Source organism: Bacillus sp. 2175 (assembly GCF_057812155.1).
Genome location: NZ_CM173819.1, coordinates 4,843,399 through 4,865,012, shown reverse-complemented (window position 1 = coordinate 4,865,012; position 21,614 = coordinate 4,843,399). Strand labels below are relative to the sequence as shown.

Annotated in this window: 23 protein-coding genes and 1 other RNA gene; 19 read left to right on the top strand and 5 right to left on the bottom strand. The window is 38.3% G+C overall.

The window, feature by feature from the left end; all coding sequences use genetic code 11:
- Positions 1-11 precede the first annotated feature (11 nt).
- The 4 genes from ACXKY9_RS25395 to ACXKY9_RS25380 are packed head-to-tail and all read left to right on the top strand — an operon-like array spanning position 12 to position 2,805.
- Positions 12-1,292, top strand: coding sequence for a BppU family phage baseplate upper protein (locus ACXKY9_RS25395; protein ID WP_038413811.1), 1,281 nt, complete (start codon positions 12-14; stop codon positions 1,290-1,292).
- A gap of 49 nt (positions 1,293-1,341) precedes the next feature.
- On the top strand, positions 1,342-1,551 hold the full coding sequence (locus tag ACXKY9_RS25390) for a hemolysin XhlA family protein (RefSeq protein ID WP_038413980.1): 210 nt from the start codon (positions 1,342-1,344) through the stop codon (positions 1,549-1,551).
- A 1-nt stretch (position 1,552) separates the two neighbouring features.
- Complete coding sequence (locus tag ACXKY9_RS25385) at positions 1,553-1,756, top strand: hypothetical protein (RefSeq protein ID WP_038413810.1); 204 nt, start codon at positions 1,553-1,555, stop codon at positions 1,754-1,756.
- A complete protein-coding gene (locus ACXKY9_RS25380; RefSeq protein ID WP_038413809.1) occupies positions 1,753-2,805 on the top strand; it encodes an N-acetylmuramoyl-L-alanine amidase in 1,053 nt (350 codons plus the stop codon). Before ACXKY9_RS25385 ends, ACXKY9_RS25380 begins: the two co-directional genes overlap by 4 nt.
- A 178-nt stretch (positions 2,806-2,983) precedes the next feature.
- Here the strand turns inward: ACXKY9_RS25380 and ACXKY9_RS25375 are convergent, their stop codons facing one another.
- The 4 genes from ACXKY9_RS25375 to ACXKY9_RS25360 form a co-directional block, all read right to left on the bottom strand.
- On the bottom strand, positions 2,984-3,316 hold the full coding sequence (locus ACXKY9_RS25375) for a hypothetical protein (RefSeq protein WP_038413808.1): 333 nt from the start codon (positions 3,314-3,316) through the stop codon (positions 2,984-2,986).
- Between the two features lie 78 nt (positions 3,317-3,394).
- A complete protein-coding gene (locus tag ACXKY9_RS25370; protein WP_038413806.1) occupies positions 3,395-3,643 on the bottom strand; it encodes a hypothetical protein in 249 nt (82 codons plus the stop codon).
- The gene (locus tag ACXKY9_RS25365) at positions 3,640-3,864 is read right to left on the bottom strand and encodes a LexA family protein (protein WP_038413804.1); all 225 of its coding nucleotides are present in this window, start codon (positions 3,862-3,864) and stop codon (positions 3,640-3,642) included. The genes ACXKY9_RS25370 and ACXKY9_RS25365 overlap by 4 nt, the downstream gene beginning before the upstream one ends.
- 92 nt (positions 3,865-3,956) lie before the next feature.
- Positions 3,957-4,790, bottom strand: a complete 834-nt coding sequence (locus ACXKY9_RS25360; RefSeq protein WP_038413978.1) for a hypothetical protein — start codon at positions 4,788-4,790, stop codon at positions 3,957-3,959.
- A 566-nt stretch (positions 4,791-5,356) separates the two neighbouring features.
- Here ACXKY9_RS25360 and rpoN point away from each other — a divergent pair.
- The 8 genes from rpoN to eno all read left to right on the top strand — a co-directional run bounded on the left by rpoN (position 5,357) and on the right by eno (position 14,078).
- Positions 5,357-6,664, top strand: coding sequence for an RNA polymerase factor sigma-54 (rpoN, locus tag ACXKY9_RS25355; protein WP_000647955.1), 1,308 nt, complete (start codon positions 5,357-5,359; stop codon positions 6,662-6,664).
- 9 nt (positions 6,665-6,673) lie between these two features.
- The gene (locus tag ACXKY9_RS25350) at positions 6,674-6,919 is read left to right on the top strand and encodes a glutaredoxin family protein (RefSeq protein WP_000869730.1); all 246 of its coding nucleotides are present in this window, start codon (positions 6,674-6,676) and stop codon (positions 6,917-6,919) included.
- 135 nt (positions 6,920-7,054) lie between these two features.
- Positions 7,055-8,083, top strand: coding sequence for a gapA transcriptional regulator CggR (gene cggR, locus ACXKY9_RS25345; RefSeq protein WP_001258185.1), 1,029 nt, complete (start codon positions 7,055-7,057; stop codon positions 8,081-8,083).
- 26 nt (positions 8,084-8,109) lie between these two features.
- The gene (gene gap / locus ACXKY9_RS25340) at positions 8,110-9,114 is read left to right on the top strand and encodes a type I glyceraldehyde-3-phosphate dehydrogenase (RefSeq protein WP_000161236.1); all 1,005 of its coding nucleotides are present in this window, start codon (positions 8,110-8,112) and stop codon (positions 9,112-9,114) included.
- 139 nt (positions 9,115-9,253) lie between these two features.
- Positions 9,254-10,438 (top strand): phosphoglycerate kinase, encoded by a 1,185-nt coding sequence (locus ACXKY9_RS25335; protein ID WP_001036350.1) that lies wholly within the window; start codon positions 9,254-9,256, stop codon positions 10,436-10,438.
- A gap of 32 nt (positions 10,439-10,470) precedes the next feature.
- Positions 10,471-11,226 carry a triose-phosphate isomerase gene (gene tpiA / locus ACXKY9_RS25330; RefSeq protein ID WP_001231038.1) on the top strand — a complete coding sequence of 252 codons (756 nt, stop codon included), beginning with the start codon at positions 10,471-10,473 and terminating at the stop codon, positions 11,224-11,226.
- Positions 11,223-12,752: a 2,3-bisphosphoglycerate-independent phosphoglycerate mutase gene (gene gpmI, locus ACXKY9_RS25325; RefSeq protein WP_001231158.1), complete on the top strand. Its 1,530-nt coding sequence runs from the start codon at positions 11,223-11,225 to the stop codon at positions 12,750-12,752. Before tpiA ends, gpmI begins: the two co-directional genes overlap by 4 nt.
- A 30-nt stretch (positions 12,753-12,782) precedes the next feature.
- Complete coding sequence (gene eno / locus ACXKY9_RS25320) at positions 12,783-14,078, top strand: phosphopyruvate hydratase (protein ID WP_000103951.1); 1,296 nt, start codon at positions 12,783-12,785, stop codon at positions 14,076-14,078.
- Positions 14,079-14,129: 51 nt separating this feature from the next.
- Here eno and ACXKY9_RS25315 read toward each other — a convergent pair whose 3' ends face one another.
- Positions 14,130-15,080: a nucleoside hydrolase gene (locus ACXKY9_RS25315; RefSeq protein ID WP_001125064.1), complete on the bottom strand. Its 951-nt coding sequence runs from the start codon at positions 15,078-15,080 to the stop codon at positions 14,130-14,132.
- A 352-nt stretch (positions 15,081-15,432) separates the two neighbouring features.
- Here ACXKY9_RS25315 and ACXKY9_RS25310 point away from each other — a divergent pair, with 352 nt between their 5' ends.
- From ACXKY9_RS25310 to ssrA, 7 genes are all read left to right on the top strand, one after another.
- On the top strand, positions 15,433-15,801 hold the full coding sequence (locus tag ACXKY9_RS25310) for a CidA/LrgA family holin-like protein (RefSeq protein WP_000673222.1): 369 nt from the start codon (positions 15,433-15,435) through the stop codon (positions 15,799-15,801).
- The gene (locus ACXKY9_RS25305) at positions 15,798-16,490 is read left to right on the top strand and encodes an LrgB family protein (protein ID WP_000078304.1); all 693 of its coding nucleotides are present in this window, start codon (positions 15,798-15,800) and stop codon (positions 16,488-16,490) included. Before ACXKY9_RS25310 ends, ACXKY9_RS25305 begins: the two co-directional genes overlap by 4 nt.
- A gap of 94 nt (positions 16,491-16,584) precedes the next feature.
- Entirely contained in the window at positions 16,585-16,818 is a 234-nt protein-coding gene (gene secG / locus ACXKY9_RS25300) for a preprotein translocase subunit SecG (protein ID WP_000557264.1), read from the top strand.
- Positions 16,819-16,979: 161 nt separating this feature from the next.
- A complete protein-coding gene (estA, locus tag ACXKY9_RS25295) occupies positions 16,980-17,720 on the top strand; it encodes a carboxylesterase (protein ID WP_000761976.1) in 741 nt (246 codons plus the stop codon).
- A gap of 142 nt (positions 17,721-17,862) precedes the next feature.
- Entirely contained in the window at positions 17,863-20,301 is a 2,439-nt protein-coding gene (rnr, locus tag ACXKY9_RS25290) for a ribonuclease R (protein ID WP_000391097.1), read from the top strand.
- Positions 20,302-20,427: 126 nt separating this feature from the next.
- The gene (gene smpB, locus ACXKY9_RS25285) at positions 20,428-20,895 is read left to right on the top strand and encodes an SsrA-binding protein (protein WP_001123919.1); all 468 of its coding nucleotides are present in this window, start codon (positions 20,428-20,430) and stop codon (positions 20,893-20,895) included.
- Positions 20,896-21,021: 126 nt separating this feature from the next.
- Positions 21,022-21,376: a transfer-messenger RNA gene (ssrA, locus tag ACXKY9_RS25280) on the top strand.
- The last annotated feature ends 238 nt before the right edge of the window (positions 21,377-21,614 follow it).

Below are 21,614 nucleotides of genomic sequence, written 5' to 3'. Positions count from 1 at the left end.
GAGGTGTAGTTATGCGAAATGAGGAAATTATGATAGATTTAGCAGATCCTGTGTTTACAAAAACAATTCGTTCTCGGCAAAATGACAAGAATGGATTGAAGCTTACGGTGAACGTAAGAGAAAAAGGGGAGAAGGTGGATTTAACAGGGTATGTGGTTAAATATGAAGCGACAAATCACACAGGAGTATTCATTCGAGATGATGCTCAAATAGTTGATGCAAAGAATGGTGTGTTTTCATATTCGTTTACATCTCAAGCTGTTTCTACATCGGATGATTGGACGGCTTATTTTGTATTCGAAAAAAGTAACGAACGAATGAGTACACCAGACATTCGTATTACATTAAGACGAGATGTAAAAGAAGGGAATATTAAAATTGAAAATTACATTTCAGAGTTTGATAAAGCCCTTGAAATGGTTAAAGGGTATCAAAAGCAAATTGATGAAGCTAATAAACGTATAAACGAATTGACAGCAGCAGTTACAGGTCAGAAATATCAACTGTGGAAGGTTACAGACGATGATGGAAGTTCCGTTGATCTGGCTGCAAATATAGATTTGAATACAATTGTAAAATCTGGATTCTATGTAGGAAGCCAACTCAAAAATACACCAAATAATTCAATATATACATGGTTTGTCGCCGTAGAATCTAGCAGTAATGCAGCTCTTGTCCAAAAAGCTACACTGCTTGGAAACTGGAATGAAATTTATATTCGAATAAATAACAGTGGTAAGTGGTCCGAATGGTCTCGTTTGGTATTAGAGAAAGAGATTGTACCTAAAACAGGCGGTACGTATACGGGAACGACTCATTTTAATACTGATAATGCTATCGTAATTGGTAGTCGTTCGTATAAAACAGTTCTTCATAAAGGTGCACAAGGCCAACTTGTTATCGCTCCTTCTACAGAAGAGCAAGGTGATGAATGGGATTGGTCCAAAAGAGTAGAAATTCGAACTGATGGAACAATTAAACAGGCGACTGATATTGGATGGATTAACCTTCCTACAACTGGGGTAGAGAATGTTCCCGATAGAATTTTGAAATATAAAAGAAGCGGTGAGCAGATATCCGTCATTGGATCTGTTAGAAATCCAGCAAATACAACAATATTCGCAGTCCTTCCGGTTGGGTTTCGTCCTGTGCAAAACATCGCTTTCCCAGCACTCGCTTATGGCAATGGACCAACAGTTTGTGAAATTACAGTTAAAAGTGATGGTGGAATTTTCGTAAATGGTGTTCAAAGTGGAAATACAATTCATATTGCAATTAACTTTTTAATTTAGATATTACAGATTAAGCGTGCATAAGCAGGCTTTTTTATTTTGGAATGGGGTGATAACAGTGGACAAATGTAAAGATTGCGAAGAAAACAAAACGAAGGTTCAAGGCATAGAGGTACGTCTGGCTGTCGTTGAGAGTAAAGTTGTGAAAATCGAAGAAAGCATTGAGAAAATTAGCGCCAATACTACATGGATTCTTAGAATCATCATCGGAGCAATTGTAACAGCACTTATTGGATTGCTGTTGAAAGGGGGCATGTAAAATGTCAAAAGAGAATATCAAAAAACGATTCCGCAACTGGCGTACCTGGATTGCGGTTTTTTCTTTGCTTGGATTTCTATTTACTAAGTTTGGAATGCCAGAAGCCAAAAACTTTATTGAAGAATTATTGCCTTATGTATTTGCGGTAGGTGTTTCATTAGGTATTTGGACAGACCATGAAGAAAAAGGGGAATATGTAAAATGAAAAAGACTATTAAAGTATTAAGCTCAGTTGTGACCGCTTCTATTATTCTATTAACATCTGTAGGAAGTGTTTTTGCAGATAGAGAAATGATTATCCCAGATTTACCAAAGCAAGGATATAGATATGGTGTAGGTGCATATGAAGGAGTAGTAGCACACTCCACAGCGACACCGGAAGCACCTGCTATTAATATTAGAAATTATGAAGCGAGAACATGGCGTTCCGCATTTGTACATTATGCAACAGATTGGGATGAAACAATTCAAATTGCTTCTACTAAGTATCAAGCATGGGGAGCAGGACCAGCAGCCAATAAACGATTTGTTCATGTAGAGCTCTCTGAAACTAGTGACCCTATTAAATTTAAAAAATCCTATGAGAGATATGTGAAACTACTAGCTAAGATTTTACGTGATAGAAACATTGATCCATCCATTGGATTGTGGACGCATAAAGACATTACGTATAAACTTGGCGGCACAGATCACGAAGATCCGATTGATTATCTTCGCAGTCATGGTGTATCAGAATCAAAGTTTCGTGCTGATGTATTAAAAGCATATACTGGAGATTCTATTTCAGTTAAACCAAAGCCACAGCAACCAAATGAAGTACCTGGTATTATTAATGAAGTGGGAGTAGCGTATATTGATGGATACAATGTAAACCTTCGTTCTGGTCCATCCACAACAAATAGTGTTATTCGTAAATTACAAAAAGGTGAATCATATAAAGTCTGGGGTAAAGTAGGAAACTGGTTGAATCTTGGAGGAAATCAGTGGGTTTATAACGATTCATCATACATTCGCTATAAAGAAGAATCGTCATCTGTGGAAGGCAAACGTGTAGTTTCTAAAGTGAATGACTTACGCTTCTATTCAAAAGCTTCCTGGGCTGATAGAGATGTAGCAGGAACTGTGGATGAAGGATTAGGATTTACAATCCTTGATAAAGTATCTGTAAATGGCTCTTCACAATATAAAGTAAAGAATAGTAGAGGTAGCGTATTCTATATTACAGCTAGTTCTTATTATGTAGAAATTAAATAAGAGTATATTGACATTCTACATTTAAATATTGTATATTTTACATGTTGTTTTTTGATAGCGCACTGTTTGTTCTAATTTTTCTACTACATTGTTACTTAGGTGATGTAGTGCTATCGAAAAAGAGTTCTCCAACATATATTTTAAAAAATCCCCTTCTATATTTAGAGGGGGATTTTTATTATAAATCAGAAATTCTTCTAACTTGTTTTTCTTTCTTCTTAAAATTCCTCTTATATTGTTTGAAGTCTTGTTTATCCACTCTGAATTTCTCTCCAGTAGCAACGTTTTGTACTAAGCATGTTTTAGCGAAAATTTCTCTGATACCAAAGAAAAGAGCGTATAGTATAAGAGACCATCCTAATGTAGGGATAAACAAAATAACTCCGATAACAATTAACCAAATGTCTAATGTAGGGTTTATTCGCTTTAAAATCAGTCGTTTCCCATTTGCAGCTTGAGCTTGTTCTAATTGTTGCATACGTTGTAGCGATGCAATCGTGTCATAACTCATGAAAAAACCTCCTTGAAATAATACCTAAATCATACCAATTTCATGCAACAACTGTAAATATTACATTTAATTTCGCTTTTAGAGGTTTTTAACTCGTTCAAGTAAATCCATTACTTGTTTATGTTTCTCTTTTAATTCTTCTAAAGAAATTTTTACCGCACTAGGATTGTCTAGTAAAAATTGTTTATAGCCGTGATGTTCATAAATAAGATGCGCGATTTCTACGTGGTTATTGTGGTGGTATAATAGGTGCCCACTTTGTTTTTGAGCCAAAATTATTTCTCTAATCAATTTGTCCTTTTCAAATGCTATTGGATTGTGAATCATATAAGTCCTCCTTTCAAAATTTTTATTGTACGTGGTTTAGATGGATCTCGCTGAATATAACCTTTCTCTTCTAGGTGTATTAAATGTCCATGAACTGTGGAGCTTGAAGCAAGTCCAGTCGCTTGGCAAATTTCTCTAACGGTAGGAGGGAATCCGTTTTCTACGACCTTTCCTTGGATAAAAGTTAAAATTTCAGCTTGTCTACTTGTTAATGGTTTCATGGTGTATGCCTCACTTTGTGTATGGAATATCTAACCATATAATAACAAGTTGCTAATAATAAATCAAACGTTTGTTCGTGTTTTTGAAGGTATTATACTCCCATAAATTCTTTATCAAAATAGAACTTGTCCATTAATTTATTTACAATCCCGTTGAAATAAGCGAATTTACCTTTCTGCATTTTTACTCCTGATTTAATTTTCATAACAAATTCTTTAATAGCTTTTAAGCCAATAGTAAGTTCCTGGTCTTTAGTAAATGCTTTATCACCTGTAGAGAAGTTTGTAACTTTATTGCACTGTCTTACGACCTTCCACAGTTCTTGAATTGTTTTAGATTCACTGTAAAAAGAGCTAACTAAAGAAACAAAACGTTCTGGTACCCAGTGAGCAACAAAATCAGCTTGTTCAATATTCTCTTCTGGAGTATTGCTATTCTCATTACTATTACGTTTGTTTATATCTTTTATATTTTGTTTTAAGGAAACAGGTTTTGTTTTAATGGTAGGACACTTTGTAGGACTTTTAGTATCTACCTTGTCGGACATTTCTTCCACAATTGGTTGAATAATAATAGCATTAGAAGTTTGAAGCATATCTTTTTTACGTTTCATTGCTACTTGTTTAATCATCTCTAGATCCACAAGTTTCTTCATTAAACGTTGTACAGTTTTATATGAAACTTCCATCATGTCAGCGATTGAATTTTTGCATAGGAAACTAACACCTACATATTTGCAGCTGTGGCGTTTTAAAATTTCGAGTAATGTAATGAGTTTAGATTGTACATCCGTACGCTTAATAGACATACGGATATTATCTCTGTGTGTACGTATAGTTTTGTTTAGTTCTTCCACATCTTTGAATGGTGATAAGTTGTGGAAGGATTCTTTAGTTGCGATAACATCGATACGTTTCTTTTTCATCATTAATTAGCCCCTTTGTATAAACAAAAAAGCAACAGAATGCCAGGTGTAAGCAAACTGTTGCTAAGGAGCCCTTACGTACTGTAAAATAGTCCGTAAGAGTACAGCAAGTGTTTGCCTAGATGGGTTAGGCGGACGGTATATAGAGTGTTGACGCACTTTATATACACGCTGTGCTCTTTTGTTTTTTGTAGATTTTGCACGCTGAAATAATTTTGCATGAATTTTGCACGATTACTTCTAAAAATCTAAAGGAGCCTTGATATAAAAGGGGTATTTTACTATTAGTTCGAATCCCTCTGGGCGCGTCAAAAAGTCCTAACTTACGTTTTGTAGGTTAGGACTTTTTTTATTTACCTCTTGTTATATCTAGTAATAAGATTTACTATTAGTACTTGATAATAATTTTTAATTTTATTATTTTCTTTCAATATTATTCAAATTTCGGTTGTAAGTTGTAAATCTCATTAATACATATAAATTAATAATATTTTGGAATGGGTGTCTGCGTGAGGATTCTCCTTTTACCAAACTTATTGTACAATAGAAACAAGGGGGAGATTAGTTTGAAGGCAAGTCTTTTACAAGAACAAAGCTTACGTTTGGCAATGACACAAGAGTTAAGGCAAGCGATTACAATGCTCCAGTATAATGTACAAGAATTATCGGAGTTTTTGTATGAGCAATCGTTAGAGAATCCCCTTATTGAGTTAGGTGGTTTTGAGAGGGAGAAGAAAAAGAGCTCTAACAACAGTAAAAGTACCAGCAAACAAGTCGAGAATCAGATGGAGATCTACAGTGTGGATTCTACAACGATTCAGCAACATTTATTAAATCAAATACAGTATTATAAAATAGATGAAGAAGAGCGAAAAGTAGCTTCTTTCATTATTATGAACATGGATGGAAATGGATATTTACAAGAAACGAATGAAGAGTTAGCAGAGCTCCTTTCTGCACATATTCATGTAGTCGACCGTTCTGTAGAGCTTGTCCAATCACTGGAGCCAGCAGGGGTAGGGGCGCGTAATATTCAGGAATGTTTAACCTTACAATTGAAGCGCTTACAAAGACGTAATGGATTAGCAGAAGAGGTTGTAGAAGATCATTTCGCTTATTTTGTGAAGAAAGATTGGCGAAAGCTCGTTCAAGTGTTGAAATGTAGTAATGAGGAATTGCAGAGTGCGGTAAATTGTATAACGTCATTACAACCAAAACCAGGTCTTGCGTTTTCTTCAGATAAACCACTTTACATTGTACCTGATATGGCGGTGAAAAAAGATGGCGATCGCCTCGTTTTACAAATGAATGAGAGAAATATGCCGAGAATTGAAATTCATTCTGAATATAGTGCGCTTCTTAATAATAGTGAAAGTGAAGTAGCATCTTACGTATCAGAAAAGTATCAGCATGTGCAGTGGATTATGCGCAGTTTGAAGCAGAGAAAACAGACATTGCTGCAAGTAATGACTATTATTATGGAAAAACAACGTGATTTCTTCTGGAAAGGTCCAGAGTATTTAAGACCTCTCGCTTTAAAAGAGGTAGCGGAAGAGTTAAGTGTGCATGAATCGACAATTAGTCGTGCGACGCGAAATAAATATGTGCAAACACCACACGGTTTATTTGAGATGAAATCGTTCTTTAGCAATGCCGTTTCGACGACTGAAGATGAAGCAGTTTCTACAAAACGTGTAAAACAATTTATTCAAACGCTAATTGGGGCAGAGGATAAGAAAAAGCCACTTTCAGATCAAAAGATTTCAAAATTATTAGAAGAAGAGCATGAAATTGTTATTTCTCGAAGAACAGTGGCGAAGTATAGAGAACAAATGCATATCCCAGCTTCGTCATTACGAAAAACGATCGGATAGGTGAAGAAGATGAAAGTTGTACTGTATACTAAAAAAGATTGTGGCCTTTGCGTGAAGGCGAAACAAGTTTTACAGGAAGTACAATGTGAATATTCTTTTCAAATCGAGGAAATAGATATATATGAAGATAATGACCTTTTAGAAAAATATCACTTAATGATTCCGGTTGTAGAAATGGACGGAAAACAAGTAGAATATGGTAACATTCACAAAGGTGTCATAATAAACTATATAAAGAATGCAGTTAAGAGTTGAATAAGTTTCTATCTCCTGTTACAATAATACACGTAGCAGGGATTATTTTTTTAACCTATGTGGGACACAAAATGTCACTACGGGACGTAAAGTGACCACGAGGGAAAATGAACCGATGTAGTGAGGAGAAAAGATATGCGCTCATGGATTCAGAATACAAAAAAATTATTACCTGATCTGCTACCTGTTATGCAAACGAGAATGCAAATTCTTCAATACATTAGGCTCATGCAGCCGATTGGAAGAAGAAACTTATCAGCAAGTCTCGGTATGACAGAACGAGTATTGCGAAGTGAAGTTCAAGTTTTGAAAGAACAAAACTTAGTTCACGTCGCTTCTTCTGGAATGACTTTGACAGAAGAAGGAACAGCTTTAGTTCTTGCTTTGGAAGACTTTATGAAAGAAATTTCCGGGTTAAAGGTTTTAGAAAAGCAACTTAAGGAAACATTAGACTTGGATGAAGTTTTCGTTGTCCCTGGTGATAGTGATGAATCACCTTGGGTCAAACTGGAGATGGGCCGTGCTTGTGTGACTTGTATAAAAGACCGTCTGACAGCGAATAATATCGTTGCTGTGGCTGGAGGAACTACGCTAGCTGCTGCTGCGGACATGATGCAACTTGATTGCAAAGATTTACATATGCTATTTGTCCCAGCACGTGGTGGAATTGGAGAAGGTGTTGAATTAGAAGCCAATACCATTTGTGCCAAGATGGCGCAAAATACGATGAGTAATTATCGCTTATTGTATGTTCCAGACCATGTTAGTAGCGAAGCATATGCGTCTATTGTGACAGAGCCTTCCGTGAAAGAAGTTCTTGAGTTGATTCGATCTTCCAATATCGTCATTCATGGAATAGGTGATGCGTTAACAATGGCACGTCGCAGAAGTACTTCAGAAGCAGATTGGTTAAAGATTCAGGCAAGCGAAGCAGTTGGCGAAGCTTTCGGTTACTACTTTAATGAAGAAGGAAATGTTGTTCATAAAGTAAGAACGGTTGGTATGCAACTAGAGGACTTACAAAATGTATCTCACGTTGTTGCAGTCGCTGGAGGTTCTTCAAAGGCAAAAGCAATACAGGCTGTAATTAAACAAGGGCACACTTCAATTCTAATTACAGATGAAGGTGCAGCAAAACAGTTAACAAAGGGTTTTACCCTTTAATATAATCCCCCAAGGAGGAAATTCAAATGACTAAAATTGGTATTAATGGATTTGGACGTATCGGACGTAACGTATTCCGCGCAGCTCTTAACAACTCTGAGGTAGAAGTAGTAGCAATCAACGACTTAACAGATGCTAAAACATTAGCTCACCTTTTAAAATATGACACAGTTCACGGAACTTTAAATGCAGAAGTATCTGCTAACGAAAACAGCATCGTTGTTAACGGTAAAGAAATTAAAGTTATCGCTGAGCGTGACCCAGCTCAATTACCATGGAGCGACTACGGAGTAGAAGTAGTAGTAGAATCTACTGGCCGTTTCACTAAAAAATCAGACGCTGAGAAACACTTAGGTGGATCAGTTAAGAAAGTTATCATCTCAGCTCCAGCTTCTGACGAAGATATCACTGTAGTTATGGGTGTTAACCACGAACAATACGATGCAGCTAACCACAACGTAGTATCTAACGCTTCTTGTACTACAAACTGTCTAGCTCCATTCGCTAAAGTATTAAACGAAAAATTCGGCGTAAAACGCGGAATGATGACAACAATTCACTCTTACACTAACGACCAACAAATCTTAGACTTACCACACAAAGATTTACGTCGTGCTCGTGCAGCAGCTGAAAACATGATCCCAACATCTACTGGTGCAGCTAAAGCTGTAGCATTAGTATTACCAGAACTTAAAGGTAAATTAAACGGTGGCGCTGTACGTGTTCCAACTGCTAACGTTTCTCTAGTTGACTTAGTTGTTGAACTTGACAAAGAAGTAACAGTTGAAGAAGTAAATGCAGCATTCAAAGCAGCAGCTGAAGGCGAATTAAAAGGTATCCTTGGATACAGCGAAGAGCCATTAGTATCTATCGACTATAACGGATGTACAGCTTCTTCTACAATCGATGCATTATCTACAATGGTAATGGAAGGTAACATGGTTAAAGTACTTTCTTGGTACGATAACGAAACTGGTTACTCTAACCGCGTAGTAGACCTAGCAGCTTACATGACTTCAAAAGGTCTTTAATTCTTAATTATATAAGTTATCAATGACAAAACGAGGGAGAGGGTTTGTTCCCTCTCTCTCTTCTTTCGTTTTAAAAGCAAATGTGTTAAGCTTTTGAGTGGGTTTTGTCAATCCTAACTAGTAGTCGGAGGGAAATCCAATGAACAAAAAATCAATTCGTGACGTAGATTTAAAAGGTAAGCGTGTATTTTGCCGCGTTGATTTCAACGTACCTATGAAAGAAGGCAAAATTACAGATGAAACTCGTATCCGTGCAGCTCTTCCTACAATTCAATATTTAGTAGAGCAAGGTGCGAAAGTTATTTTAGCAAGTCACTTAGGCCGTCCAAAAGGTCAAGTAGTAGAAGAAATGCGTTTAACTCCAGTAGCAGCACGTTTAGGCGAGCTTCTTGGTAAAGACGTTAAAAAAGCGGACGAAGCATTCGGACCAGTTGCACAAGAAATGGTTGCAGCAATGAACGAAGGCGACGTATTAGTTCTTGAAAACGTACGTTTCTATGCGGGCGAAGAAAAGAATGATGCAGAACTTGCGAAAGAATTTGCAGCACTTGCTGACATCTTCGTAAACGATGCATTCGGTGCAGCTCACCGTGCTCACGCTTCTACAGCAGGTATCGCAGACTACCTACCAGCAGTATCTGGTCTATTAATGGAAAAAGAGTTAGATGTACTTGGTAAAGCACTTTCTAACCCAGAACGTCCATTTACAGCTATCATCGGTGGTGCGAAAGTAAAAGATAAAATCGGTGTAATTCGTCATCTATTAGACAAAGTAGATAACTTAATCATCGGTGGTGGACTTGCTTACACATTCGTTAAAGCTTTAGGTCATGAAATTGGTCTATCTCTATGTGAAGACGACAAGATCGAACTAGCTAAAGAATTTATGCAACTTGCAAAAGAAAAAGGCGTAAACTTCTACATGCCAGTTGATGTTGTAATCACTGAGGAATTCTCTGAAACTGCAACAACTAAAATCGTTGGTATCGACTCTATCCCTTCTAACTGGGAAGGCGTGGACATCGGTCCTAAAACACGTGAAATTTATGCAGATGTAATTAAAAATTCTAAGCTTGTTGTATGGAATGGACCAATGGGTGTATTCGAAATGACTCCATTCGCAGAAGGTACAAAAGCAGTAGGACAAGCATTAGCAGATGCAGAAGATACATACTCTGTTATCGGCGGTGGTGACTCTGCAGCAGCTGTTGAAAAATTCGGTATGGCTGATAAAATGAGCCACATTTCTACTGGCGGCGGTGCGTCATTAGAATTCATGGAAGGTAAAGAGCTTCCAGGTGTAGTTTGTCTTAACGACAAATAAGTAGCAGCCAAAGAAAAAGGACGGTGCAAAGCATGCGTAAACCAATTATCGCAGGTAACTGGAAAATGAATAAAACTCTATCTGAAGCAGTTAGCTTCGTAGAGGAAGTTAAAGGTCAAATCCCAGCAGCTTCAGCTGTTGATGCAGTAGTTTGCTCTCCAGCTCTATTCTTAGAGCGCCTTGTAGCAGCAACTGAAGGAACTGACTTACAAGTAGGTGCACAAAACATGCACTTCGAAAAAAATGGTGCATTCACTGGCGAAATTAGCCCAGTAGCACTTAGCGACTTAAAAGTTGGCTATGTAGTACTTGGCCACTCTGAGCGTCGTGAAATGTTTGCTGAAACAGATGAGTCAGTAAACAAAAAGACTATCGCAGCATTTGAACATGGTTTAACACCAATCGTATGTTGTGGTGAGACTTTAGAAGAGCGCGAAAGCGGAAAAACATTTGATCTAGTAGCAGGTCAAGTGACAAAAGCACTTGCAGGTTTAACAGAAGAGCAAGTTAAAGCAACTGTTATCGCTTATGAGCCAATCTGGGCTATCGGTACAGGTAAATCTTCTTCTTCTGCAGATGCAAACGAAGTATGTGCGCACATCCGTAAAGTTGTTGCAGAAGCTGTTTCTCCAGAAGCTGCAGAAGCTGTTCGTATCCAATACGGCGGTAGCGTAAAACCAGAAAACATTAAAGAGTATATGGCACAATCTGACATCGACGGCGCTTTAGTTGGCGGTGCTAGCTTAGAGCCTGCTTCGTTCTTAGGTCTTCTGGGGGCGGTAAAATGAGAAAGCCAACAGCTTTAATCATTCTTGACGGTTTCGGACTTCGTGAAGAAACTTACGGGAATGCTGTAGCACAAGCTAAGAAACCTAATTTTGATGGTTACTGGAACAAATTCCCTCACACAACGCTTACAGCTTGTGGCGAGGCAGTAGGTCTTCCAGAAGGTCAAATGGGTAACTCTGAGGTTGGTCACTTAAATATCGGTGCTGGCCGCGTAGTATATCAAAGCTTAACACGCGTTAACGTTGCAATTCGTGAAGGCGAGTTCGATAAGAACGAAACTTTTCAAAATGCAATTAAAAGTGTAAAAGAAAAAGGTACTGCACTTCATTTATTCGGTTTACTTTCTGACGGTGGTGTGCACAGTCACATGAACCATATGTTTGCTCTTCTTCGCTTAGCAGCAAAAGAAGGCGTGGAGAAAGTTTATATCCATGCATTCTTAGACGGCCGCGATGTTGGACCACAAACAGCAAAAGGTTATATCGATGCAACGAATGAAGTAATTAAAGAAACAGGAGTAGGACAATTCGCGACTATCTCTGGTCGTTATTACTCTATGGACCGTGACAAGCGTTGGGATCGCGTAGAAAAATGTTACAGTGCTATGGTGAATGGTGAAGGCCCTACTTATAAATCAGCAGAAGAGTGTGTAGAAGACTCTTATGCGAACGGTATCTATGATGAATTCGTATTGCCGTCTGTAATTGTTAACGAAGATAACACGCCAGTTGCAACAATCAATGATGATGATGCAGTTATCTTCTATAACTTCCGTCCAGACCGTGCAATTCAAATTGCTCGTGTATTTACAAACGAAGACTTCCGTGAGTTCGATCGTGGTGAAAAAGTACCTCACATTCCAGAATTCGTATGTATGACACACTTCAGTGAAACTGTAGATGGTTACGTGGCATTCAAGCCAATGAACCTTGATAACACTTTAGGTGAAGTTGTTGCGCAAGCGGGATTAAAGCAACTTCGCATCGCGGAAACTGAAAAGTATCCGCACGTTACATTCTTCTTTAGCGGTGGTCGTGAGGCTGAATTCCCAGGAGAAGAGCGTATCTTAATTAACTCACCGAAGGTTGCAACGTATGACTTGAAACCTGAAATGAGCATTTACGAAGTAACGGACGCTTTAGTAAATGAAATCGAAAATGATAAACATGATGTTATCATTCTTAACTTTGCGAACTGTGATATGGTTGGCCATTCTGGGATGATGGAACCAACAATTAAAGCAGTAGAAGCAACTGACGAATGTTTAGGAAAAGTTGTAGAAGCGATTCTTGCAAAAGATGGTGTAGCACTTATTACTGCTGACCATGGTAATGCTGATCAGGAGTTAACTGCTGATGGCGGTCCTATGACAGCTCATACAACTAACCCGGTTCCTTTCATCGTTACAAAAAATGATGTAGAGCTTCGTGAAGGTGGTATTTTAGGAGATATCGCTCCAACAATGCTTACACTTTTAAATGTGGAACAACCGAAAGAAATGACAGGTAAAACAATTATTAAATAATTTGCTTATATAAAAAGGAGAGAATTTATTATGTCAACAATTATTGATGTTTATGCTCGCGAAGTCCTTGACTCTCGTGGTAACCCAACTGTAGAAGTAGAAGTTTACACAGAAAGCGGCGCTTTCGGACGCGCTATCGTACCAAGTGGTGCATCTACTGGTGAGCACGAAGCAGTAGAATTACGTGACGGTGACAAATCTCGTTACCTTGGTAAAGGTGTTGTTAACGCAGTAAACAACGTTAACGAAATTATCGCTCCAGAAATCGCTGGTTTCGATGTAACTGACCAAGCTGGTATCGACCGTGCTATGATCGAATTAGATGGCACTCCAAACAAAGGTAAACTAGGCGCTAACGCTATCCTTGGTGTATCTATGGCAGTAGCTCACGCAGCAGCTGACTTCGTAGGTCTTCCATTATACCGTTACCTTGGTGGATTCAATGCAAAACAATTACCAACTCCAATGATGAACATCATCAACGGTGGTTCTCACGCTGATAACAACGTTGACTTCCAAGAGTTCATGATCTTACCAGTTGGTGCTCCAACATTCAAAGAATCAATCCGTATGGGTGCTGAAGTATTCCATGCACTTAAAGCTGTATTACATGACAAAGGTCTTAACACTGCAGTAGGTGACGAAGGTGGATTCGCTCCAAACCTTGGTTCTAACCGTGAAGCTTTAGAAGTAATCATCGAAGCTATCGAAAAAGCTGGTTACAAAGCTGGCGAGAACGTATTCTTAGGAATGGACGTTGCTTCTTCTGAGTTCTACAACAAAGAAACTGGTAAATATGACCTTGCAGGCGAAGGCCGTACTGGCTTAACTTCTGCAGAAATGGTTGATTTCTATGAAGAGCTTTGCAAAGACTTCCCAATCATCTCTATCGAAGATGGTTTAGACGAAAACGACTGGGATGGTCACAAATTATTAACTGAGCGTATCGGTGATAAAGTACAATTAGTTGGTGACGATTTATTCGTAACTAACACTCAAAAACTTGCTGAAGGTATCGAAAAAGGTATCTCTAACTCAATCTTAATTAAAGTTAACCAAATCGGTACTTTAACTGAGACTTTCGAAGCTATCGAAATGGCTAAACGTGCTGGTTACACAGCAGTTGTATCTCACCGTTCTGGTGAAACTGAAGATGCTACAATCGCTGACATCGCAGTTGCAACTAACGCTGGCCAAATCAAAACTGGTTCTATGAGCCGTACTGACCGTATTGCTAAGTACAACCAATTATTACGCATCGAAGACGAACTAGGCGAAATCGCTGTTTACGATGGTATCAAATCTTTCTATAACATCAAACGATAATTGTAGGAAATAAACGACAGACCGTGAGAAATCACGGTCTGTTTTTTTATGCTAAAATTGTTCACCCGTCATAAGTGACATGAAATGTTTGAAGAAGCGGTTATAGTCAAAATCAATTGCGATTTGATGAACCGGCCAATCAATAAATGGCTTCTGGTTCACTAGAGAACGAAATTCCCCTATGCTTGCTCCTTGTGCAGAGGATTCTGTCATGACAACAATAGGTGATTTATGATACGTGAACATAGAGTTATCAAATAAAGCGAGTATTGGCATTGTGTCATGGAAGGGGCTCCCCTTTAAATGTGGTAGGGCGTCTTTATAATATCCGTAGTAATAATGATCAAATAACGGTTTGACAAGTGGAGCTTTTCCTTTTGCCTCAATGTATTCTGCCATTTCTGGTGTAATGATGGAGTATTGAGTGACGTTTAATGGGTATATGTACATGTTAACTGCGGATTGAAGGACTATATTAGCAGCAGTAGGATCGCCATAAAAGTTTGCTTCGGAAATAGGGGTAACATTACCAGGATGTAAAAAGGCACCGCCCATTACGTAGTAAGATTTAATTTGTTTCATTAACTGTTTGCACATGATAAACAAAATTGCTAGGGAGGTAAGTCTTCCTAAACTCACAATGATTAATTCATCTTTATACTGTTCAATAAGAGGAATGACTTCAAAAAAATTCTCCATTTCTCCGTTAGTCACATTCACCTTTGGAATAATTGGACCGAGCCCCTGTTTCCCATGTACATCCGTAAAAAACGCAGGTGAGGCACCAGTAAGGGGACGTTCTGAACCACCGAATATCTTGATATTTCTATTCTTTGTTTCGTTATTAAAAAAATGAGCATTTTCTACGGCCGTTTTTTTTGGAACATTGCCGTAATCAGCAACGATACCGACGATTTCTATTTCATCGATAAAGAATGCTAAGAGGAGAGCCATCGTATCATCAATCCCAGGATCACAAAAAATGAGAACTTTTTTGGGCATATGTTCACCACCTATCTTGTTTATCCGGTACAAATCCGCTTGGTGAGGGCTAATAATTAATGGGGATGAGGAAAACCTCAATGATTAAAGTTTCACTTTATATATATGTAAGTTTAAGGATAAAAAGATTATTTTATTGAAATAATAGTCTTTTAAATTCAGAAAATAAAAACTTTTTATATTAGGTCAAGGTTTTTGACGTAATTTTCGTTTAGAAATGCAGTCATATCAAGGTTGTAAGCGTATAACATAGGCTGTTTTTGCTGTCAAGTTGATAAATTGCAGCTTTTTACAATTTATACTATGATAAAGATATTAACAGAAGATCGTATAAACATGAGGGATGATGAACATGAAATTTACAAAGATTCTTGTCCAAATTGCTGCTCTTTACGTGTTTTATATGGTTGGAACTTGGGTGCAAGAAATGTTAAATATTCCGATTCCAGGAAGTTTGATTGGAATGTTCCTCTTACTTGTTTTACTTAGCCTAAAAGTTCTTCCAGTGAAATGGTTCGATTTAGGAGCAGAAACACTCGTTGCTATTATGCCGTTTTTATTAATTCCGCCAACGCTTGGCCTAATGAATTACGGTGCTTTTTTTATGAGTAAAGGAATTTCTCTTTTCATTACAGTTGTAGCGAGTACATTTTTAATTATTATTGTCGCAGGACATACAGGACAATATCTTGCGAATAGGAAGGAAAGAGAGTCGCGATGAGCCAAATATTAATCGGAATCGGTTGGGTTCTTTTTACGGTGCTATTATATCAATTATCTAAAAAAATCTATAAATTATTTCCAACACCATTCACCATTCCAATGCTTGTAGCAACTGGATTAATGGCTTTCCTATTTATCGTGCTTGATATACCATATCAACATTATATGGAAAGTGGTGGTGGCTGGATTGCAAAGCTACTTGGACCCGGTGTTGTAGCATTTGCAATTCCTCTTTATAAACAACGTCATGTTCTGCAAAAATATGTTGTACCGATTGCTGGCGGGGTATTAGTAGGTACAACAGTTGCAATCGCTAGTGATTTTGCGATTGCTTCACTTATGGGAACGGATAAAAGCTTAATCTTATCGTCATTACCAAAATCGGTGACAATGCCAGTTGCGATGAGTGTTTCTGAGCAAGTCGGTGGTGTACCTTCCTTAACAGCAGCTTTCGTTGTTATCGCAGGTATTACTGGAACGATTACAGGACCTCTTTTATTAAAATGGAGCCGTGTTACAAACTCAGTTGGTAAAGGTATCGGATTTGGATGTGCTTCTCATATTATGGGTGTTATGAGAGCGATGAAAAATAACGAACATGAAGGTGTTATTGGATCGGTAACAATGACATTAACAGCAATTTTGACATGTTTACTTGGACCGTTATTTGCGATGATGTTTATGTAATAGAAGAAAAGCGAGAGCGCCTCTATAGCTCTCGCTTTTCTATAGAATTTATGCTACAGTTACAATAACTGAATCTTTGTAGGAGGTACGCCAAGTGCATACGTTATTATCAGTTTTACTTATTATTGTATCGATTTTAATGATTGTTATGGTACTTATGCAATCTAGTAATAGCTCAGGCCTTTCAGGTGCAATTTCAGGCGGTGCGGAGCAATTATTTGGTAAGCAAAAGGCACGTGGAATTGAAGCGGTATTAAACCGTATTACAATTGTTTTAGCTGTATTGTTCTTTGTATTAACAATTGGTGTTACGTACTTCAATTTATAGAATTGAAAGAAGAAGCGTTAGTGAATGGTACTAATGGTTCTTCTTTTTTTGTTTTGCTATTTGAAAGATGTTTCTAATTAGATTATAGAAATACAAATATGGTACACTAGATATAGAAAGAATACGACTAGATTACAGAAGAGAAAGAGGAGAAATACATGATGAAATTAGCATCTCCGAAACCATTTACATTTGAGGGTGGAGACCGCGCTGTTTTATTACTACATGGATTCACAGGGAACTCAGCTGATGTACGTATGTTAGGGCGTTTCTTAGAAAAGAAAGGCTATACTTGTCATGCGCCAATTTATAAAGGGCACGGTGTACCACCAGAAGAGCTTGTTCATACAGGGCCTGAAGATTGGTGGCAAGATGTAACGGAGGCATATCAGCTTTTAAAAGATAAAGGTTTTGAGAAAATTGCTGTTGTTGGATTGTCACTTGGCGGCGTATTTTCTTTAAAATTAGGTTATACAGTACCGGTTTTAGGTGTAGTACCAATGTGTGCACCGATGTATATTAAGAGCGAAGAAACGATGTACCAAGGTATATTGGCATATGCCCGCGAATATAAAAAACGTGAGCAAAAATCACCTGAACAAATTGAACAAGAAATGTTGGAATTCCAAAAGACACCGATGAATACATTAAAAGCATTACAACAATTAATTGCTGACGTACGTAACAATGTGGATATGATTTATGCGCCAACATTTGTTGTACAAGCACGTCATGACGAAATGATTAATACAGATAGTGCTAACATTATTTATAACGGTGTAGAATCTACGTTAAAAGACATTAAATGGTATGAAGACTCTACGCATGTCATTACACTTGATAAACAACGTGACGAGCTACATGAGGATGTATATAACTTCTTGGAGCAACTAGATTGGTAAGATCTAGTTGCCTCTTTTTTTCATAAGGAATTTTTTGTGAAAACTGTAAAAATCATAAGGGGAGTATTGAAGTTTCACTTTATACATCCCCTATCTTTCGGATACACTAAATAATATAAGGTTTTAAAGGAGGTATTTTTGCTTGGAAGAAATCATACAAGAACATATTGATAAGTTGTTATTATTTATGAGAGAAGAAGCGTATAAACCGCTAACGATACAAGAGTTAGAAGAGGCATTTGGGATTGAAGGTTCTGAGGGCTTTAAAGATTTCGTAAAGGCACTTGTAACGATGGAAGAAAAGGGACTTGTTATTCGTACTCGTAGCAACCGTTACGGTCTTCCTGAAAAGATGAATTTAGTAAGAGGTAAGTTAATTGGACATGCACGTGGTTTTGCATTCGTTGTACCAGACGAGAAGAAAACGGGAGACGATGATCTTTTCATCCCGCCTACAGAATTAAACGGTGCACTTCATGGCGATACAGTATTAGCACGCCTTAGTTCTCAATCGAGCGGTTCGCGTCAAGAAGGTTCAATTGTACGCATTTTAGAGCGTGGAACGAAAGAACTAGTTGGTACATATACAGAATCGAAAAACTTTGGATTCGTTATACCTGACAATAAGCGCTGGACGAGTGATATCTTTATCTTGAAAAGCGCATCGATGGGTGCTGTAGAAGGTCATAAAGTAGTTGTGAAAATTACGAGCTATCCAGAGAATCGTTTAAGTGCAGAAGGTGAAGTTATTCAAATTCTAGGTCATAAAAATGATCCAGGAGTAGATATTTTATCTGTCATTCATAAACATCATTTACCTTTAGCATTCCCTGAGGAAGTGATGGAGCATGCAAACAGTGTACCAGAAACGATTTCAGAAGAAGATTTAAAAGATCGCCGCGACCTGCGCGATCAAATGATCGTAACGATTGATGGTGCAGATGCGAAAGACTTAGATGATGCTGTTACAGTAACGAAGCTTGAGAACGGTAACTACAAGCTAGGCGTTCACATTGCGGATGTAAGTCATTACGTTCAAGAAGGCTCTCCAATTGATGTTGAAGCAGCGGAAAGAGCGACGAGTGTATATCTTGTTGACCGTGTAATCCCGATGATTCCGCATCGTCTATCTAACGGTATTTGTTCATTAAATCCGAAAGTAGACCGTCTGACGTTATCTTGTGAAATGGAAATCAACAACTTAGGTGATGTTGTTAAACACGAGATTTTCCAAAGTGTGATTAAAACGACAGAGCGTATGACGTATGCTGACGTAAGAAGCATTTTAGAAGATGAGGACGAAGAGTTAATTAAGCGTTATGAGCCGCTCGTACCGATGTTTAAAGAGATGGGTCAATTGGCACAAATTTTACGTGAAAAACGTATGCGCCGTGGTGCAATTGACTTTGACTTTAAAGAAGCGAAAGTATTAGTGGATGAAGAAGGAAAACCGACTGATGTTGTTATGCGTGATCGTTCTGTTTCAGAGAAGTTAATTGAAGAATTTATGCTTGTTGCGAATGAAACAGTAGCAGAGCACTTCCACTGGATGAACGTACCGTTTATGTACCGTGTCCATGAAGATCCGAAAGAAGATAAGCTTGAGCGTTTCTTCGAGTTTGTAACGAACTTCGGATATGCGGTAAAAGGACGTGCGAATGAAGTGCACCCTCGTGCGCTGCAACAAATTCTTGAAATGGTTCAAGGACAGCCAGAAGAAGTAGTTATTTCAACAGTTATGCTTCGTTCTATGAAGCAAGCTCGTTACGATGCGGATAGTTTAGGACATTTCGGTTTATCAACTGAGTTCTACACACACTTCACATCACCAATTCGTCGTTACCCAGATACAATCGTTCATAGATTAATTCGTGAATACATTATTAATGGTAAAGTCGACAATGAAACGCAAGCAAAATGGCGTGAAAAATTACCTGAGATTGCAGAGCACTCTTCTAATATGGAACGCCGTGCTGTTGAAGCAGAGCGTGAAACAGATGAGATGAAAAAAGCAGAGTATATGGTTGATAAGATCGGTGAAGAGTATGACGGTATGATTAGTTCTGTAACAAACTTCGGTTTATTCGTAGAGCTTCCAAATACAATTGAAGGTCTTGTACACGTTAGCTACTTAACGGATGATTACTACCGTTATGACGAGCAACATTTCGCTATGATCGGAGAACGTACAGGAAACGTATTCCGCATCGGTGATGAAATTACAATTCGCGTTATTAACGTAAACAAAGACGAGCGTGCAATCGACTTTGAAATCGTTGGCATGAAAGGCACACCTCGCCGTAAGTTCAAAGATCGTCCAGTCGTTATCGAACAGCCAAGAACAGGCAGAAAGAAACGCGGTGGACGTAGCGAGCGCAGTAGCGAGCGCAGTAATGAGCGCGGCGGTGAACGTGGCACAGGTAGAAAATTTGACCGTGGTGGCAAAGGAAAAGGAAGAGGATCTGCATCTGCATCCGCTTCTGCTAGCCAGCCAGGAAAAAAAGATGGTAACGGTAAGAAGAAAAAAGCATTCTTCGAAAACGTACCAGGATTCAAGAAGAAAAAGAAAAAGCGTAAGTAAGAAAAGAGTGGCTTCGCTTTGATGAAAAGCGGGGCCGTTTTCTTTTTTCTTCGTGGCTTGAGAGCGAGCCACTTTCGCTTTTTATTAACATTTGTTACAATAGTAAAAATAGAGGAGGGACGTTATATGCCAAAGGGTACAGGTAAGGTTATTGCACAGAATAAAAAAGCATTTCATGATTATTTCATCGAAGAAACATACGAAGCAGGGCTTGTCCTTCAAGGAACGGAAATTAAGTCAATTCGCGCTGGACGCGTAAACTTGAAAGATGCGTTTGCACGTGTACATAATGGTGAAGTATGGGTTCATAATATGCACATTAATACGTACGAACAAGGGAATCGTTTCAACCATGATCCACTTCGTACGAGAAAATTACTTCTGCATAAAAAAGAAATTGATAAGCTAGCGGGCGCTGCGAAAGAAACAGGTTACGCATTAGTTCCACTTAGAATTTATTTGAAAAATGGATTTGCAAAGATGGCACTTGGTTTAGCAAAAGGTAAAAAGCAATACGATAAACGTCACGATTTAAAAGAGAAAGAAGCTAAACGTGAAATTGCACGCGCGTTCCGTGATCGCCAAAAGATGTAATACAGATATTTACATTTGTAAAATGGAGCGCGTATGTTATAATAACTTATGTAAGATTGTTGCACATTGAAAAACAGCTCTTAGTAGCTATCACGATATTTTCTTCGTATGCTCCATTTTTATCATGGGGACGTTACGGATTCGACAGGGATAGTTCGAGCTTAGGTTGCGAGTCGAGGGGATCGGCCTCGTTAAAACGTCAAAGCCTATAATTGGCAAACAAAACAATCTTTCTTTAGCTGCTTAATTGCACTAAAGGTTCCTCCCTCCATCGTCCATGTGGTAGGGTAAGGGACTCAAACTAAGTGGACTACGCCGGAGTTCGCCGTCTGAGGACAAAGGAAGAGAACAACCAGACTAGCAACTTGGAAGCCTGTCGATAGGCCGAAGAGTTCGCGAAATGCTAATATATCGACTACACTCGTAGAAGCTTAAGTGCCGATATTTTTGGACGTGGGTTCGACTCCCACCGTCTCCACCAATACATATTTGGTGGTTTTTTTATTTTTTATAACAGGAAGCATAAGATGGCCGTTTTGGTCAACTTATGCTTCTTTTAGTTTACGGCCAACTTATGCTTCCAGGATTTGAAGAATATTTTTAATGTCGCCTTTAAATAAAGTCGCGACTTTTAGGGATAGCATCACATCATCATCAATCTAAGAATAGCAAATACCCCAAAACGAAAAAAATGTACATTTTTTTCGTTTTGGGGCGTT